Raw genomic sequence first — 15,716 nt, forward strand, 5'->3', positions numbered from 1 at the left:
CTGGTCTGCTGCCGTCACGGTAGCACTGCGGTCAGACACGCAGCCCCTACGCGCCGAGCGGAATGGTGGCCGTGACATTCCAGCCTCCGGGGAAGAGCGCGCTCGACCCCCAGCTGGCCTTCCCACCGTGGATCCGTACGCGCTCCTTAATACCCGTCAGTCCCCGGCCGCTGCCCGTCAGCTGCTCCTCCCCTGGGGCGTTATCCACCATCACGGTGAGGCGCGCATCCTCCCACAGCAGGCGGATGCGCACCTCGACGGGGCCCGCGTGCTTAATGACGTTCGTGAGGGATTCCTGCACCACCCGGTAGACAGTCAGCCCCTTCGCCTCATCGAGCGGAACCTCCTCACCCTCGACGGCGAGGGTGGCGTGGGCGCCGGAGCGGTTGGCGTCGCTGATGAGGTCCTGGATACCGGAGATCCCCGGGGTTGCCGCGACGTCCCGACCCTCCTCCGTGTGGAGGACGGAGAGCAGGCTGCGCATCTGCGTCAGCGCCTCGCGGCCGCGGGTGGAGATCGTCTCGAGCGCCTCGATGGCTTTCTCCGGATCCTTGCGCCCCGCATAGCGGCCGCCATCAGCCTGCGCGATCACCACGGTCAGGGAGTGCGCGACGATATCGTGCATCTCGCGGGCGATGCGGTTTCGCTCGGACACCGTGGCCAGTTCCGCGCGGGCCGCGAGGTTGGCGACCTCCTCCTGGCGCCGGTGGGCTTGCTTGCCGAATTGCCAGCACAGGGCGATAGACACCAGGGCCAGCAGGCTGGCCATGCCGATGGTCATCCAAATCTCCGGGTCGGCCAGCACCTCCTTTAGGGTGATTTGCTCAGAAAAGATCGGGTTATACAACCGGTCCGCGATGAACTGCCAGGTGATCGCCGCGAGGCTGCCGACCACTGCAATAGCCAGCCACATCCTCCGTCGCCGCGGCAGGTGCGCCCGAATGACGTACACCTGCCAGCACACCAGCGGATACCCGAGTAACACTGCGAAACCCCCGGACAGGGCGGAGAGGGCCAGGCCGACCGCGATCATCGCCACCCCCAGCTCCACGCGCCATTGCTGCACAACCAAGCCTGCGTAGGAGATGGCGAGACCAGCGAGGAGTATCGGCGCCTGCCAACCCCCGGACTGGCCGGAGGCAAAGCCAATCTCCGGAAAGGAAAGCAGGAGGAACAGCAGCGAGATGACGAGGAACTGCAGGCGCCGAGCCGGGTCGCGCCACCACGTCGGGTTGGAGCCGAGGGGGCCGGTGCTCAGCGGGTTGTGGCCGAGCGCGCCGGGTACATTGTTTTCGGGCATAGTTCGACATTCTAGGGTCGGCTGGGTCGGGGGCTCGTCGTCCTGAAGTATCATCTTCCCCATGGCCGACGTGAAATTCGATGACGTAACGATCCAGTACCCCGGCGCGGAGCGACCCAGCGTGCGGGACCTCGACCTGCACATCGCCGACGGCGAGTTCCTGGTGCTCGTGGGCCCGTCCGGCTGTGGAAAGTCCACCACGCTGCGCGCGCTCGCTGGCCTGGAGGCGACGAGCGGCGGGCACATCGCCATCGGCGGCAAGGACGTCACCGGCACCGAGCCGGCAGCTCGCGACATCGCGATGGTCTTCCAGGACTACGCCCTCTACCCACACATGACGGTGCGGGAGAACATGGGCTTTGCGCTCAAGGTCGCCAAGCGCTCGAAGTCCGAAATCGCCGAGCGGGTGGATCGCGCGGCGGAGATCCTGGGCCTGGAGGAGTTCCTGGACCGCAAGCCGAAGGACCTTTCCGGTGGCCAGCGGCAGCGCGTGGCCATGGGCCGGGCGATCGTCCGCGAGCCGCAGGTCTTCCTCATGGATGAGCCGCTGTCCAACCTGGACGCCAAGCTGCGCGTCCAGACCCGCGCCCAGATCGTGAAGCTGCAGAAGAACCTGGGGGTGACCACCGTCTACGTCACTCACGACCAGGTGGAGGCGATGACGATGGGCGACCGCGTGGCCGTCCTCAAGGACGGCGTGTTGCAGCAGGTGGACAGCCCGAAGGAGCTCTACGAGAACCCGGATAACGCCTTCGTGGCGGGCTTCATCGGCTCGCCTGCGATGAACCTGCTGACCACCACCGAGCCGCTGCCGGGCTTCGACGAGGCTCCGCCGGCCGGCTACGCGGGCAACGGTGGCTCCAAGGAGCTCATCGTGGGCGTGCGTCCGGAGCACCTCACCGTGGATACCGAGGGCTCGGCCAACGGCGTCCGCGGCGAGGTCAGCCTCGTCGAGGAGCTCGGCGCGGACTCCTATATCTATGCGGAGACGGACTACGGCACCCTCGTGGCCCGGGGTGGGGCGGGCGAGCAGCCCGCCATCGGGCAGACCGTGGTGCTCACACCGGCGGCAGGCGCCCGGATCCACTTCTTCGACGCCCAAACCCAGGAGCGGGTCGGGGGTAGCGGCCGGGGCTAGAATTAACCACTAGAAAGATATTCATCGTGGGATCTACCCCCCGATTACCTAAACTTGGGGTGCAGACTTTTCAGCTTTCCCGCTGACTGCCACTCACCAGCGTGCCTCAGCGGCGCGGTGGTGGGTGGCTTCCCTGTATCTTTCGCCGGGAAGGTCAGCCGGGAATACCTTCTAGAAAGGCTCCACTATGGCAAACCAGTACAAGAAGATGCTGGCGATCCTCGCAGCATCCGGCATGGCTCTGGCAGCCTGCTCCGACGGCGGCTCCGACGACTCCGCCAAGGGCCAGGAGGGCGCCGACGCCCGCGGCCCCATCACCTTCGCGATGGGCAAGAACGACACCGACAAGCTCCGCCCGATCATCGACGCGTGGAACGAAGAGCACCCGGACGAGCAGGTGAAGCTCCAGGAGCTCGCCGGTGAGGCCGATGCCCAGCGCGACACCCTGGTGCAGTCCCTGCAGGCAGGTCAGGACGACATCGACGTCATGGCACTGGACGTCGTCTGGACCGCACAGTTCGCAGCCAACGGCTGGCTCGCACCGCTGGAGGGCGACCTCGAGGTCGACACCAGCAAGCTGCTGAAGCCGACCGTGGAGTCCGCAACCTACAACGACAAGCTCTACGCGCTGCCGCAGAACACCAACGCGCAGCTGCTGTACCGCAACACCGACATCGTCAAGGACGTCCCGGAGAACTGGGACACACTCGTCGAGGAGTGCAAGGAGGTCAAGGACCAGGACTGCCTGACCGCGACCCTGAAGCAGTACGAGGGCCTGACCGTCATGACCGACAGCTTCATGCGCGGCTGGGGCGGGGCCATCATGGACGAGGACGGCAACGTCACCGTCACCGATGAGAAGTCCCAGGAGGGCCTGCAGGCTCTCGTGGACGCCTACCAGGACAAGACCATCTCCTCCGCCTCCACCGGCGCAACCGAGGAAGAGGTCAACCTCGCCTTCACGCAGGGCCAGACCGCAATGGCGATCAACTGGCCGTACATGTACACCAACGCCGAGGAGGAGGGCTCCGCGGTGAAGGGCAAGACCGAGGTCTCCCCGCTGGTCGGTAAGGACGGCGTCGGCGTGTCCACCCTGGGTGGCTACAACAACGGCATCAACATCAACTCCAAGCACAAGGCCACGGCCAAGGAGTTCATCGAGTTCATCATCAACGAGGAGAACCAGCGTTCCTTCGCCAAGGCATCCTTCCCGCCGGTGCTGGCAAGCATCTACGACGAGGAGGACATCCAGGAGGAGTTCCCGTACATGGAGGCCCTGAAGGTCTCCCTGGAGAACGCGAAGCCGCGCCCGGCGTCCCCGACCTACGACGCCCTGTCCAAGGCGGTGCAGGATAACTCCTACGCAGCGCTGACCCAGAAGCGCGAAATCGACAAGGCCACCGAGGACATGAAGAAGGCTATCGAGTCCGCTCAGGGCTAAGCGCCTCTTCACCCCTCTAGTCGCTGTGCGCGACACACAGGCGGCCGCCACATCACCATGATGTGGTGGCCGCCTCGCCATTCCTGTCGGGGATGGCGACTATGCTTTTTATGCAACCCGCCCGCCGGTGTCCCCGGCGGGCCCGTCAACGGCAAAAGGAGAAAGCCTGTGAGCACCTCGCCGACATCGGCGGCACCGGCCGACCAGGCGCCTGCACCGGGCACCGCGCCGCGCGGCAGAAAGGCGAAGGCGACGCACCCCAGCACGCCGCGCCGCGACCTGCGCGCGATCTGGCTCGTCGGCCCGGCCATGCTGCTGCTGGCCCTCGTCATCGGCTACCCGATCCTGCGAGCGATCTATCTTTCCTTCCAGGCCAACCGGCACCTTGACCCGGACACCGGCATGTTCGTGGAGGGCGGCTTCGCGGGCTTCGACCACTACCTCACGTGGATCGCCCAGCGCTGCATGAGTCCGAACGGCACCGTGGTGGAGTGCACCTCCGGCATGCTGCCAACGGACTTCTACCCTGCCTTGGGCATCACCCTCTTCTTCGTGGTGGTCACCGTCAGCCTGGAGACTGTGCTGGGTCTGTGGATGGCGCTGGTGATGAACCGCAGCTTCCTCGGCCGTGGCCTGCTGCGCGCCGCCGTGCTGGTGCCCTGGGCGATCCCCACTGCGGTGACCGCGAAGCTCTGGCAGTTCATCTTCGCGGACCAGGGCATCATCAACTCCCTGCTCGGCACCCAGATCCACTGGACCACCGACCCCTGGGCCGCTCGCTTCGCAGTGATCATCGCAGACGTGTGGAAGACCGCCCCCTTCATGGCGCTGTTGATCCTCGCGGGCCTGCAGATGATCCCGCAGGGGGTCTACGAGGCTGCCCGCGTGGATGGTGCTTCCAAGTGGCAGCAGTTCACGCAGATCACCCTGCCGCTGGTTCGCCCCGCACTGATGGTCGCAGTCCTGTTCCGCACCCTGGATGCGCTGCGCATGTACGATCTGCCGGTCATCATGATCTCCGAGTCCTCCAACTCCCCCACCGCCGTGATCAGCCAGCTGGTGATCACAGACACCAAGCAGGGCAATTACAACTCCGCCTCCGCCCTGTCCAGCCTCATCTTCCTGCTGATCTTCGGGGTGGCCTACGTGATGGTGCGGTTCCTGGGCGCCGATATCGGCGGTACCCAGGAGGCGGGCAGCAAGCCAAAGAAGTCCCTGCTGAGCAGGCTGCGCGGCGGGAGCGTCGTCGATAAGAAGAAGGACGAGCAGAAGGCTGAGATCGGTCGCGGCGACGTCACCGACCAGAACAACGCAGCGGGAGCGAAGAGCACGCAGACCGCAGACACCGCAGCGACGGGAGGACAGCGATGAAGAAGGCAACCCAGACTCTGCGCAACTACCTCGCCGTCATCGTGATCCTGGCGTGGGGGCTCGCGCCGTTCTACTGGATGGTGGTCACCGCCCTACGCGACAAGCGCTACACCTTCTCCACCAACCCGCTGCCCAGCCACCTGACGCTGGAGAACTTCCGGGACGCTCTCGCCACCGACGCCGGCAATAACTTCCTCCGGGCGATCGGCAACTCACTGATCATCGGTGCCGCGACCACCGCGATCGCGCTCACGGTGGGCGTGTTCACCGCCTACGCCCTGGCCCGCGTGGACTTCCGCGGCAAGGGGCTGGTCACGGGCATCATCCTGGCGGCCTCGATGTTCCCGGGCATCGCGCTGGTCACCCCGTTGTTCCAGCTCTTCTCCAAGATCGAGTGGATCGGCACCTACCAGGCGATGATCATCCCGAATATCTCCTTCGTGCTGCCGCTGACGGTGTACACGCTGACTAGTTTCTTCCGCGAGCTGCCGTGGAAGCTGGAGGAGGCCGCCCGCGTGGACGGCGCCTCCCGTGGCCTGGCTTTCCGGAAGGTCATTCTTCCGCTGGCCACGCCCGCCCTGTTTACGACGGCCATCCTGGCGTTCATCGCGACCTGGAACGAGTTCATGCTCGCCAAGCAGCTGTCCACCCCCGCCGTGGAGCCGGTGACCGTAGCGATCGCCCGCTTCTCCGGGGCCTCGGCCTACGAGTTCCCCTACGCGGCGACGATGGCTGCCGGCGCGCTGGTGACGGTGCCGCTGGTCGTGATGGTGCTGGTCTTCCAGCGCCGCATCGTCTCCGGGCTCACCGCCGGTGGCGTGAAGTAGGGGTTGGTTGATCGTGTCGAAGCCTGAGCACGCGGCGCGGGGCACGCGCGAGGACCGGCCAGTCGATGGGGCTGCCAGCGGGCTGGACGAGCGCGCCGGTGGAGCTGCCCGGTGTGGCGCTCCAGCCGGCGAGGTGGATCCGGACGGCCAGCGCAAGAAGCTGGTTTGGGAGTCCGCCCTGGGCTTCGTGGGCTTTTTCACCCTGCTGGCCGGGGTGCAGGCGGTGTGGAATGTCTTCCAGCCCGAACCCTCCCCCTGGCCCGGTGTATTCTTCGCGGTCCTACTGCTGCTGAGCTGGCTGGTGTGGCGTCGCTACCGTCGCTACCGGGAGTACTAGAGCGCCCCTGGAGAGCACAAAGAAAAAGCGCCCCGAGGGGCGCTTTTTGCCTTTCCTGGCCGAGCTGCGAGGCCCGGCGATGGCGTTGCTGAGCTGCGAGGCCCAGCAGCCGCATTGCTCGGCAGCCGCGGCAGCTGGAAACTACTCGCCGAGGAGCTTGCGCTTCAAGGCGGCGTCCTTCTCCATGACGCTATCGCGCATATCCTCCTGGTACTTCACCATGCGCTCCATGAGCTCCGGGTCAGCCACCGCGAGCATGCGGACGGCCAGCAGGCCAGCGTTCTTCGCACCATCAATGGAGACGGTGGCGGTCGGCACGCCCGCCGGCATCTGCACGATGGAGAGCAAGGAGTCCAGGCCATCGAGGTTCTTCAGAGCACGTGGAATGCCGATGACCGGCAGCGGCGTGGCTGCCGAAACCATGCCCGGCAGGTGCGCAGCACCCCCAGCGCAGGCGATGATGACCTTCACGCCGTTCTTGTGTGCCTCGCGGGCATAATCCAGCATGCGCTCCGGGGTGCGGTGCGCGGAGACCACGCCGATCTCCATCGGGATGCCGAACTCGGCCAGCACCTCTGCGGCGGGTTCGACGGTCGGCCAGTCGGAATCGGAGCCCATGATCAGGCCGACCTGTGGGCCGGTGGGGGCAGAGTTCTTGTTGCTAGTCATGTTGTGTGCCTCCTGGGGCTGATCGGTTTCTAGGCTTCGGTCCAGCCGTCGGACCACTCGGCGGCGACGAGGAAGTCCGCGGCCAGGCGGGCGTCGCGGCGCAGCTGTGCCACCGCTTCGTCGGTCGCGGGCTGGCCTGCGGGCAGGGAGAGGTTCACGTGGCCGATCTTGCGGCGCGGGCGCCAGTCCTTGCCGTACATGTGGATCTTCGCCGCCGGGAAGCGGCGCCACACCTGGTCCATCCGCTCGTGCATCGGCATGGCCGGGTCGGCATCGTCGTACCCCAGCACATTGGCCATGACCGTGGCAGGCGCGGTGAGATCTGTGCTGCCCAGCGGGCGGTCCAGCACCGCGCGCAGGTGCTGCTCGAACTGGCTGGTCACGGAACCGTTCTGGGTCCAGTGGCCGGTGTTGTGCGGGCGCATGGCCAGCTCGTTGACGCTGATCGCCAGCGAACCCTCGGCGTCGCGGAACTCGAAGAGCTCGACGGCGAGCACGCCGGTGACGTCCAGCTCGGTGGCGATGGTGCGGGACAGTTCGCGGGCCTGATTGAGGACCTCGCCGTCGTGGCCCGGGGCTGGGGCGACGGCCTCCACGCAGATGCCGCGCTCCTGGACGGACTCGGTGATCGGCCAGGCCTTCGCCTCCCCCGACGGGGTGCGGGCGACCAGGGCGGAGAGCTCGCGGACAAGCTCGACCTTCTCCTCGGCCATCAGCGGCACGCCCTTGTCCAGCAGCTCGGCGACCAGCTCGTTGAGCTCGGCCTCGGAATCCGGGAACCACACGCCCTTGCCGTCGTACCCGCCGCGGCGGGCCTTGAGGCAGACCTTGCCGCCGGTGGTACCCCAGAAGGCGGCGGCGTCCTCGGTGTTCTCGATGGCGGTGAAGGCCGGGACCGGGGCGCCCAGCTCGGAGAGGCGCTGGCGCTGGATCAGCTTGTCCTGCGCATTAATCAGGGCCTTCGGCTGTGGCTGGACGTTGATGCCGGCGGCGATGAGCTCGTCGAGGAACTCGTTCGGTACGTGCTCGTGGTCGAAGGTCACGGCGTCGGCATCCTTGGAGACCTCCGCGACGTGTGCCTTATTGGTGTAGTCCCCCAGCACGACGTCCGCGGTGACCTGCGCGGCGGAGGCGTCGGCGGAGCCGGCAAGCACGCGCGCAGAAAGGCCCAGTTCCACGGCCTCCTGCTGCATCATGCGGGCCAGCTGGCCATCACCAATGATGGTGACCAACGGAGCGCCCGGCGCGTGGGCAGCCGCCCGGGCGATGGACCAGTCGGCGGCGCGGGTCAAGCCGGAATCAGCGGTGGAGTCGGAAGCGGATGGTGCAGAAGAATGAGCTGAATCTTTCACACGGCCAATCATAGTGCCCGCGTGTGACTGCGGATCAGCCGGACGAAGCGTTTGGCATAGGGCACGTCCCGCAGCACGATCGGATTGCGGGTTCCCATCACGAACACGGAGACGGTGGAGCCCTTCGCCCGAGCGTCCACGATGTACTCCAGCGGCACCTGGGCAGTCTGGCTGCGCCAGTGCCCGGTGGCGGTGATGAGGCGCTCGTTGGTGAGCATCATCCGGCTGCGGGCGCGGAAGATCATCTGTCGCCCGCAGCGCCGCCAGGCCAGGAAGAGCCACAGCACCACCAGCGCGCGCCGACCCCACTGGGCCGCAACGTAGAACGGTTCGCCAACGTGCATCGCCAGCTGGCTGGGCACGGGGAGGCTATAGCCGAGCAGGCGGAGCGCCTCCGCGTCGAGGTAGTGGTCGATCATCCCGATCAGTGCCCAGGTGACCCCGGTGATCAGCAGCAGCCCCAGCACGGGGAAGAGCAGGGAGCGACGGTTGGGGCACAGCTCGGCGAGAATCTGCTCGCCTGGTTCGAAGGTGATTTTCCCGAAGGCCATCAGCTCTCCCCTTCCGCGGGTCGCAGGTGGGTGACGTCGCCGGCGGCGACGACCAGCTCTCCGCCACAGTCGACGTCCACAACCAGCGCACCGGTACCCTCCACGTCTCGGGCGACGCCGTGGGTGGTCGTGCCGTCCGGAAGGTGGACCACGACCTTCGTGCCCAGGGTGGCGACGACCTGTCGGTAGCGCGGCAGCACGCTCTGCGGTGCCCCGCCCAGCTGGATGAAGCGGCGTAGCCCGCCCACCAGCTCGTCGATCAGCGCGATGGCCAGGCGGGTGCGCACTCCGGGGCCGCCCTCGCTCGACTCCTGGTCGCCTGGCATGCCCTCCAGAACCAGGGAGGTCGCATGCGGCACCGGCAGCTCCGTGCGCTGTAGATCCACGTTCAGCCCCAGGCCGATCACCACGATCGGTTCGGGTTCAAGCTGCACGGCTTCCACGAGGATCCCGCCGAGCTTCCGGCCGTCCACCATCACGTCATTGGGCCACTTCAGCTCCGCCGGGACCTCCGCACCAGCTGCCCGGCTCACCGCGCGCACCGCGTCCACCGCCGCGACACCGGTCAGCAGTGGCAACAGCCCCAGCCGGGTCGCCACATCCACCCCGGGCAGCCGAACGGCAACAGAGACGATCAGCTGACTGCTGCGCGGCGCACCCCACGCCCGGTCCAGCCTCCCCCGGCCCTGCGTCTGCTCCTCGGCAAAGAGCACGGAGAACTCCAGCACCTCCTCGCCTGCCGCCAGCGCCGCCCGGACCTGCTCAGCGAGCATGCTATTGGTGCTCGTCGTCTGATCGAGCACCTCCACGGCCCCACAGCCGAGGGCGGGCAGCACCTCGCGCAAGGTGGCGGCGTCGAGAAGAACACGGGAAGTTTGCATGCCCTTGATGTTAGAACACGGCGCGGACACACCCCGCCATCCTCAGCCACCCAGCTCGTGTGGCATAGGGACTGACCCGCTGCATGATCTAGACTGTGTGCCATGAATCCTCAGAATGACACGTCCACCACGGCCGGAAAGATCGCGGACCTCCAGGATCGCCTGGCGAAATCCCGCCAACCCGCCGGGGAGGACGCGGTGCGAGCAGTGCACAACGCCGGTCGACTCACTGCCCGCGAACGGGTGGAAGCGCTGCTGGATGATGGCAGCTTCGTGGAGATCGACGCCCTGGCGCGCCACCGCTCCAAGGCCTTCGACCTGGAGAAGGAGCGCCCGCTGACCGATGGCGTGGTCACCGGCCACGGCACCATCGACGGCCGCCCGGTCTGTGTCTTCTCGCAGGATGCGACCCTCTTTGAGGGCAAGATCGGTGAGACCACCGGTGCGAAGATTATTAAGGTGCTGGAGCTGGCGCTGAAGTCCGGCACCCCGGTGATCGGCTTCTACGAGGGCGCAGGCGCCCGTCTCAAGGAGGGCATCATCGCCCTGGACATGTACTCCCGCATCCTGCGCCTGCAGACCCAGGCCTCGGGCGTGATCCCGCAGATCGCGGTCGTCGCCGGCGAGTGCCGTGGCGTGCAGGTGCACGGGATCGCGATGTCCGACGTCGTCATCTCCATCGACGGGCAGGGTTCCCTGTCTATGGACGCCAACCCCGGCGGGGTGGTCGAGGCGCAGGAGACTGGTACCGCCCACATCGTGGTCCCCGACGAGTCCGCCGCACAGGACACGGTGGCCGACGTGCTGACCTACCTGCCCTCCAATAACCGGGCGATCGCACCGGCCACGGAGCCTGTAAACACCGAGCTGGCGAACCGCCGCGCCGAGGAGGGTGCCGACGCTGCCGCGCTGGTCCACGAGATCAACCACCTGATCCCGGACTCCGGGTCCGAAACCTACGACGTCCGCGATGTGCTGGCCGCAGTCCTGGACGAGGACAGCCTGCTGGAGCTGAGCCTGGGCTTCGCGCCGAACATCATCACCGGCTTCGCCCGCCTTGAAGGTCGCGCAGTCGGCGTGATCGCCAACCAGCCCACCGTCAAGGCGGGTGGCATCGACATCGATTCCGCGGAGAAGGTCAGCTACTTCATCCAGCTCTGCGACGCCTTCAACATGCCCCTGGTCTCCTTCGTCGATGCCCCGGGCTTCCTGCCGGAGGAGCCAGACGCGCCGGTGATCCGCCGCACCGCGAAGCTCTTCCACGCCACGGCTGCAGCGTCGGTCGGCAAGATCACGGTGATCACCCGCAAGGCCACCGGCTCCGCCTACCTGGCCCTGGCTGCAAAGCGGATGGGCACGGACCTGGTCTTCGCGTGGCCGACCGCGGAGGTTGCGGTGGCGGACGCTGATACCTTCGCCGCCGAGATCGGCGCGGACGAGGCAAGCGCCCAGGATCCCTACGAGGCCGCGGCGAGCGGGCTGGTCGATGCGGTGCTGCCGCCGAGTGAGACCCGCCAGAAGCTGGTGGAAGGCCTCGCCCTGCTGGAGCGCAAGGTTGAGGACGGCTACCCGCGCAAGCACAGCATCGTCACCTTCTAGCGCCCCGCTGCCCACCGAGCCCCCGCCAAGCACACGTTTGGAGCATCCATGAGCAGAAAGTTTTCCCGCGCCCGCCGCAAGACACAGCCAACAGAGCTCACCAGCGCACGGCTGACCCACCGCACCGGTGCCGCGTCGGCTGAAAAGGAGGCGCCGCAGGCGGAGCCACAGGCCGCCGTCGAGGTGGTGAAGGGCAATCCCACGCCCATCCAGCGCCAGGCCCTCGAACAGCTGGTGGGCGAGCTCACCGAGCAGGCCGAGGAGCGCCGCCGCGCCAAGCCGAACACCCGCGGCTGGTATGGCTCCGCGGGCGAGCCCTTTCCCAATGCCCCGGAGCCGAATCCGGCGGGCTTCCGCAGTCCGAATCTGCCGCAGGCCTAGCTGCCGCTCATCGCGGCGGCGGCACACCGATACTTAACTCCCGTCCCTTTCAAGGAGCGAGACATGCCTGATTCGCAGGCCACCCCACGCATCGTGCTGGCGTCCTCCTCCCCCTCCCGGCTCTCCATCCTGCGCAGCGCCGGGGTGGAGCCAGTAGTCCAGGTCTCCGGTGTGGACGAGGACGCCGCGATGCAGCGTTTGATCGACGAGGCCGCGAGCCAGGGGCGTACCCCCACCCCCGCCAAAAAGGTCTGCCACTTGGCCAAGGCCAAGGCGAATGCCGTCCTGGAGGATGGGCTCCAGCTGGGCGAGGGCGACGTCCTGATTGGCGGGGACAGCATGCTGCTGCTCGACGGGGAGCTGCAGGGAAAGCCGCACACCGCGGAGGAGACCGTGCGCCGCTGGCAGCAGCAACGGGGCAAGCGGGCGGAGCTGATCACCGGGCACGCGATCTACCACGACGGGCACTGGTTCGAGGGTTCCTCGGCCACGAGTGTGTTCTTCGCGGATGCCAGCGATAAGGACATCGAGGCCTACGCCGCCTCCGGCGAGCCCTGGGGCTGCGCGGGCGCGTTCACGCTGGAGGCCCTCGGCGGCTGGTTCATCGACCGCATCGAGGGGGATCCTTCCAGCGTCATCGGGCTATCCCTGCCGCTGGTGCGCCAGGCGCTGGAGCACTTCGGGCTCAGCGTCTCGGATTTCTGGAACCGCTAGCCCCGGCCAGGGTGGCCGATACGGTCACCGCCCCGGCGCGCCATCGGCATCAGCTTCGGGGGCTAGCCGGGTTCCCAGCGTCGCGGTGTGCCCTGCCTATCACCCTCGCTCAGCGATCGGCACGACCTTCCGCTGCTCGGACCCGTTGTAGGCCGACAGCGGGCGGATCAGCGAGTTGTTTTCATACTGCTCCACGATGTGCGCCGTCCACCCCGCCACGCGGGCGATGACGAATAGTGGCGTGAAGAAGTCCACCGGGAAGCCCAGCAGGTAATAGGCGGGGCCGGCCGGGAAGTCGAGATTCGGCTTGATCCCGGTGCGCTTGTCCATCGCCGCGGCGAGGTTCTCGTACATCGCCACCCACTTAGCCCCATCGTGGCGCTCGGCCAGCGCGCGGAAGGACTGCTCCATGCTCGGCACGCGGCTATCGCCGTTCTTGTAGACGCGGTGGCCGAAGCCCATGATGAGCTCCTTGTTATCGAGGGTCGTGTTCACCCACTCCTCCGCCTTCGCCGGGTCGTCGACCTCCAGCATGGTGTGCATGACGAACTCATTGGCGCCGCCGTGCAGTGGCCCCTTCAGTGCGCCGATCGCGCCGGTGATCGCGGAGTACACGTCGGAGCGGGTCGAGGTGATGACGCGGCTGGTGAAGGTGGAGGCGTTGAAGGAGTGCTCGGCGTAGAGGATGAGCGACTTCTCGAAGTCCCGCACGTCCTCGGGGTTGCTCGCCGGCGAGTCCGGCCCGTTGCCGAAGACCATGGCCAGCAGGTTTTCCGCCACCCCCTTTTCCGGGTCCGGGGCGACGATGTCCTCGCCCTGTCGGCGGCGGATGTCCATGGCCATGGCCATCGGCAGCTGGGCCAGCAGGTTGTGGCCGACGTGGGTGATGTGCTTCCGATTGGGGGTGAAGTGCTCCGGATCCTTGGTCCCCATGTAGCTCACCGCGGTGCGCATGACGTCCATGGGGTGGCAGTCGGTGGGCAGGGAGTGGATCAGCGAGATCAGCCCGGCATCGAGCTTGCGGTAGGAGCGGCCTGCTTTGTTGAACTCGGTCAGCTGTTCTTCGGTGGGCAGTTCGCCGTTCCACAGGAGGTAGAACACCTCCTCAAAGCTGCAGTTGTCGACGAGGTCTTGGACGGCGTAGCCGCGGTAGGTCAGCGAGTTCGTCTCCGGCATGACCTTCGAGACGCTGGTGTAGTCGGCGACCACCCCGTAGAGCCCCTTGCGGACCTCCGGCTGCTCGGCTGCGTTGTTCTGGGCATTGGCGTTTTGCGTGTTCGTGCTCATGGTGGAAGCTCCTTTGCTCCTCGTTGCTGTGGCTCAGGTGGTGCTCTTGGGCTTTGATGCTTGCGGCTCGGGCGCTGCGTGGAATCGGTTGCTGTTGGTCTTCGGGCCCCTCCGCGCCCGTCCTCCGCGCCCGTCAAGGTTCCGCTGCGCGCTAGAAGATGCCCCGCGGGATCTGTGGCGCGCGAGCCAGGGTGTCCGCTGAGAATCGGATGTTGAGCTCCCCGAACTCCGCAGCACTCATCGCCGGCAGGTTTTCGGCTGCGTCCAGGAAGCGATTCTGCTCCGCCTCGTCGATGACGCCCTCCGCCAGGGTCCGGAACTTTTCGACGTAGTTGGCGCGTTCGAAGGGGCGCTCGCCCAACGGGTGTGCGTCGGCGACGGCGAGTTCGTCCTCAATGACGGTGCCGTCCTTCAGCGTGATCACCGCGCGTGCCCCGAAGGCCTTCTCCGCGGGGTCCTCGGAGTGGTAGCGGCGGGTCCACTCCGGATCCTCCACCGTGGAGATCTTCCGCCACAGCTCGATGGTCTCCGGCCGCTGCGCCCGTTCTGGGGCGTAGCTGTGCTCGTGGTGCCACGTGCCGTCCTCGAGGGCCACGGCGAAGATGTACATCACCGAGTGGTCGAGGGTCTCGCGCGAGGCGTGCGGGTCGAACTTCTGCGGGTCTCCGGAGCCGGTGCCGATGACGTAGTGCGTGTGGTGGCTGGTGTGCAGCACGATGGATTCGATCTGGCTCAGATCACCGACCTGATCACGCATGCGCCGGGCCAGGTCGATGGGTGCCTGGGACTGATACTCGGCGGAGTGCTCCTTGGTATAGGTGTCCATGATCCCGCGCTTGGGCTCCCCCGGCTCCGGCAGCGGAACCGTGTACTCGCCCTCCGGCCCGTCCAGGAGCCAGGCGATCACGCCGTCCTCGCCCTCCCAAATCGGGGCGGGCGCCCCCTCCCCGCGCAGTGCACGGTCGACGGCCTCGATACCCATCTTCCCGGCGAAGGCTGGGGCGTGGGCCTTCCAGCTGGAGATCTCTCCCTTTCGGGACTGGCGGGTCGCGGTCGTGGTGTGCAGCGCCTGGCCGATGGCCTGGTAGATCTGCTCCGGATCCAGCGACAGCAGGGTACCCAGGCCCGCAGCCACACCCGGGCCCAGGTGGGCCACGTGGTCGATCTTGTGTTTATGCAGGCAGATCCCCTTCACGAGGTTGACCTGGGTCTCGTAGGCGGTGGTTATCCCCCGGACCACGTCCTTGCCGGTCAGCCCCAGGTCCGCACCGCGGTGCTGGGCGACCGCGAGCACGGCGGGGATGTTATCCCCCGGGTGGGAGTAGTCCGCAGCCAGGAAGGTGTCATGGAAGTCCAGTTCTCGCACCGCCACCCCGTTGGCCCAGGCCGCCCACTCCGGGGAGACCCTGTCCGCCACGCCGAAGACGGTCGCACCCTCCCCCTGCAGCGGACGGCCGACCGATAGGGCCTGGGCGCGGGCGGAGGACACCGGGCGGCGCAGCACCGAGGCCACCGCGACGGCCGCGTTGTCGATCACGCGGTTGACGACCATCTCCTCGACGTCGTCGTCGACGGCGACGGGGTCGGCGGCCATCGTCGCAATCTTCCACGCCAGATGTTCCTCCCTGGGGAACTCCTCGGCAGACTTTCGGGTACGGACAACGTGGTTTTCCACTATGAGCCTCCTCACAACTCCTTAGCTTGGCAAAAATAATAGACTGCACAGCAGACACGCGAAGCACTTTCTCTAAAGCCAGCGAGTGAGAGAATTCATAGTTGGCTTGTGAGAGCACGTCAGCCCCACCCCAGTTCAGTAGAGCTTGAGCGAAATACCGCGTGCCAGGTAACAATTCGGAAACGAATAGCGG

15 protein-coding genes are annotated in these 15,716 nt (G+C 66.9%); 8 read left to right on the top strand and 7 right to left on the bottom strand.

Features of this window, described 5'->3' with window-relative positions; translation table 11 throughout:
• Window positions 1–46 precede the first annotated feature (46 nt).
• Window positions 47–1,300 (bottom strand): sensor histidine kinase, encoded by a 1,254-nt coding sequence (locus QP413_RS02400; RefSeq protein ID WP_284780412.1) that lies wholly within the window; start codon window positions 1,298–1,300, stop codon window positions 47–49.
• A 61-nt stretch (window positions 1,301–1,361) separates the two neighbouring features.
• Here QP413_RS02400 and QP413_RS02405 point away from each other — a divergent pair, with 61 nt between their 5' ends.
• From QP413_RS02405 to QP413_RS02425, 5 genes are all read left to right on the top strand, one after another.
• A complete protein-coding gene (locus tag QP413_RS02405) occupies window positions 1,362–2,438 on the top strand; it encodes an ABC transporter ATP-binding protein (RefSeq protein ID WP_284780414.1) in 1,077 nt (358 codons plus the stop codon).
• A gap of 187 nt (window positions 2,439–2,625) precedes the next feature.
• Window positions 2,626–3,879 (top strand): ABC transporter substrate-binding protein, encoded by a 1,254-nt coding sequence (locus tag QP413_RS02410; protein ID WP_284780415.1) that lies wholly within the window; start codon window positions 2,626–2,628, stop codon window positions 3,877–3,879.
• A 309-nt stretch (window positions 3,880–4,188) separates the two neighbouring features.
• A complete protein-coding gene (locus QP413_RS02415; protein WP_284780483.1) occupies window positions 4,189–5,250 on the top strand; it encodes a carbohydrate ABC transporter permease in 1,062 nt (353 codons plus the stop codon).
• Window positions 5,247–6,077, top strand: a complete 831-nt coding sequence (locus tag QP413_RS02420; RefSeq protein WP_070759584.1) for a carbohydrate ABC transporter permease — start codon at window positions 5,247–5,249, stop codon at window positions 6,075–6,077. Before QP413_RS02415 ends, QP413_RS02420 begins: the two co-directional genes overlap by 4 nt.
• A gap of 13 nt (window positions 6,078–6,090) precedes the next feature.
• Window positions 6,091–6,414 (top strand): hypothetical protein, encoded by a 324-nt coding sequence (locus tag QP413_RS02425; RefSeq protein WP_284758047.1) that lies wholly within the window; start codon window positions 6,091–6,093, stop codon window positions 6,412–6,414.
• Between the two features lie 141 nt (window positions 6,415–6,555).
• Here QP413_RS02425 and purE read toward each other — a convergent pair whose 3' ends face one another.
• The 4 genes from purE to QP413_RS02445 are packed head-to-tail and all read right to left on the bottom strand — an operon-like array spanning window position 6,556 to window position 9,867.
• Window positions 6,556–7,083: a 5-(carboxyamino)imidazole ribonucleotide mutase gene (purE, locus tag QP413_RS02430; RefSeq protein ID WP_070759582.1), complete on the bottom strand. Its 528-nt coding sequence runs from the start codon at window positions 7,081–7,083 to the stop codon at window positions 6,556–6,558.
• Window positions 7,084–7,112: 29 nt separating this feature from the next.
• Window positions 7,113–8,447, bottom strand: a complete 1,335-nt coding sequence (locus QP413_RS02435) for a 5-(carboxyamino)imidazole ribonucleotide synthase (RefSeq protein ID WP_284780417.1) — start codon at window positions 8,445–8,447, stop codon at window positions 7,113–7,115.
• On the bottom strand, window positions 8,444–8,986 hold the full coding sequence (locus QP413_RS02440) for a hypothetical protein (protein ID WP_284780419.1): 543 nt from the start codon (window positions 8,984–8,986) through the stop codon (window positions 8,444–8,446). The genes QP413_RS02435 and QP413_RS02440 overlap by 4 nt, the downstream gene beginning before the upstream one ends.
• The gene (locus tag QP413_RS02445) at window positions 8,986–9,867 is read right to left on the bottom strand and encodes a biotin--[acetyl-CoA-carboxylase] ligase (RefSeq protein ID WP_284780420.1); all 882 of its coding nucleotides are present in this window, start codon (window positions 9,865–9,867) and stop codon (window positions 8,986–8,988) included. The genes QP413_RS02440 and QP413_RS02445 overlap by 1 nt, the downstream gene beginning before the upstream one ends.
• A gap of 102 nt (window positions 9,868–9,969) precedes the next feature.
• On the opposite strand from QP413_RS02445, the gene QP413_RS02450 reads away from it, so the two are divergent.
• The 3 genes from QP413_RS02450 (at window position 9,970) to QP413_RS02460 (ending at window position 12,561) form a co-directional block, all read left to right on the top strand.
• A complete protein-coding gene (locus tag QP413_RS02450; RefSeq protein ID WP_284780422.1) occupies window positions 9,970–11,466 on the top strand; it encodes an acyl-CoA carboxylase subunit beta in 1,497 nt (498 codons plus the stop codon).
• 48 nt (window positions 11,467–11,514) lie between these two features.
• A complete protein-coding gene (locus QP413_RS02455) occupies window positions 11,515–11,847 on the top strand; it encodes a hypothetical protein (protein WP_284758056.1) in 333 nt (110 codons plus the stop codon).
• A 63-nt stretch (window positions 11,848–11,910) separates the two neighbouring features.
• Window positions 11,911–12,561 (top strand): nucleoside triphosphate pyrophosphatase, encoded by a 651-nt coding sequence (locus QP413_RS02460; RefSeq protein WP_284780424.1) that lies wholly within the window; start codon window positions 11,911–11,913, stop codon window positions 12,559–12,561.
• Window positions 12,562–12,660: 99 nt separating this feature from the next.
• Here QP413_RS02460 and QP413_RS02465 read toward each other — a convergent pair whose 3' ends face one another.
• Window positions 12,661–13,848, bottom strand: a complete 1,188-nt coding sequence (locus tag QP413_RS02465) for a bifunctional 2-methylcitrate synthase/citrate synthase (protein WP_284780425.1) — start codon at window positions 13,846–13,848, stop codon at window positions 12,661–12,663.
• A 151-nt stretch (window positions 13,849–13,999) separates the two neighbouring features.
• A complete protein-coding gene (prpD, locus tag QP413_RS02470; RefSeq protein WP_284780427.1) occupies window positions 14,000–15,523 on the bottom strand; it encodes a 2-methylcitrate dehydratase PrpD in 1,524 nt (507 codons plus the stop codon).
• Between the last annotated feature and the right edge of the window lie 193 nt (window positions 15,524–15,716).

The organism is Corynebacterium sp. UMB4614 (genome assembly GCF_030217065.1).
Classification (GTDB): domain Bacteria; phylum Actinomycetota; class Actinomycetes; order Mycobacteriales; family Mycobacteriaceae; genus Corynebacterium.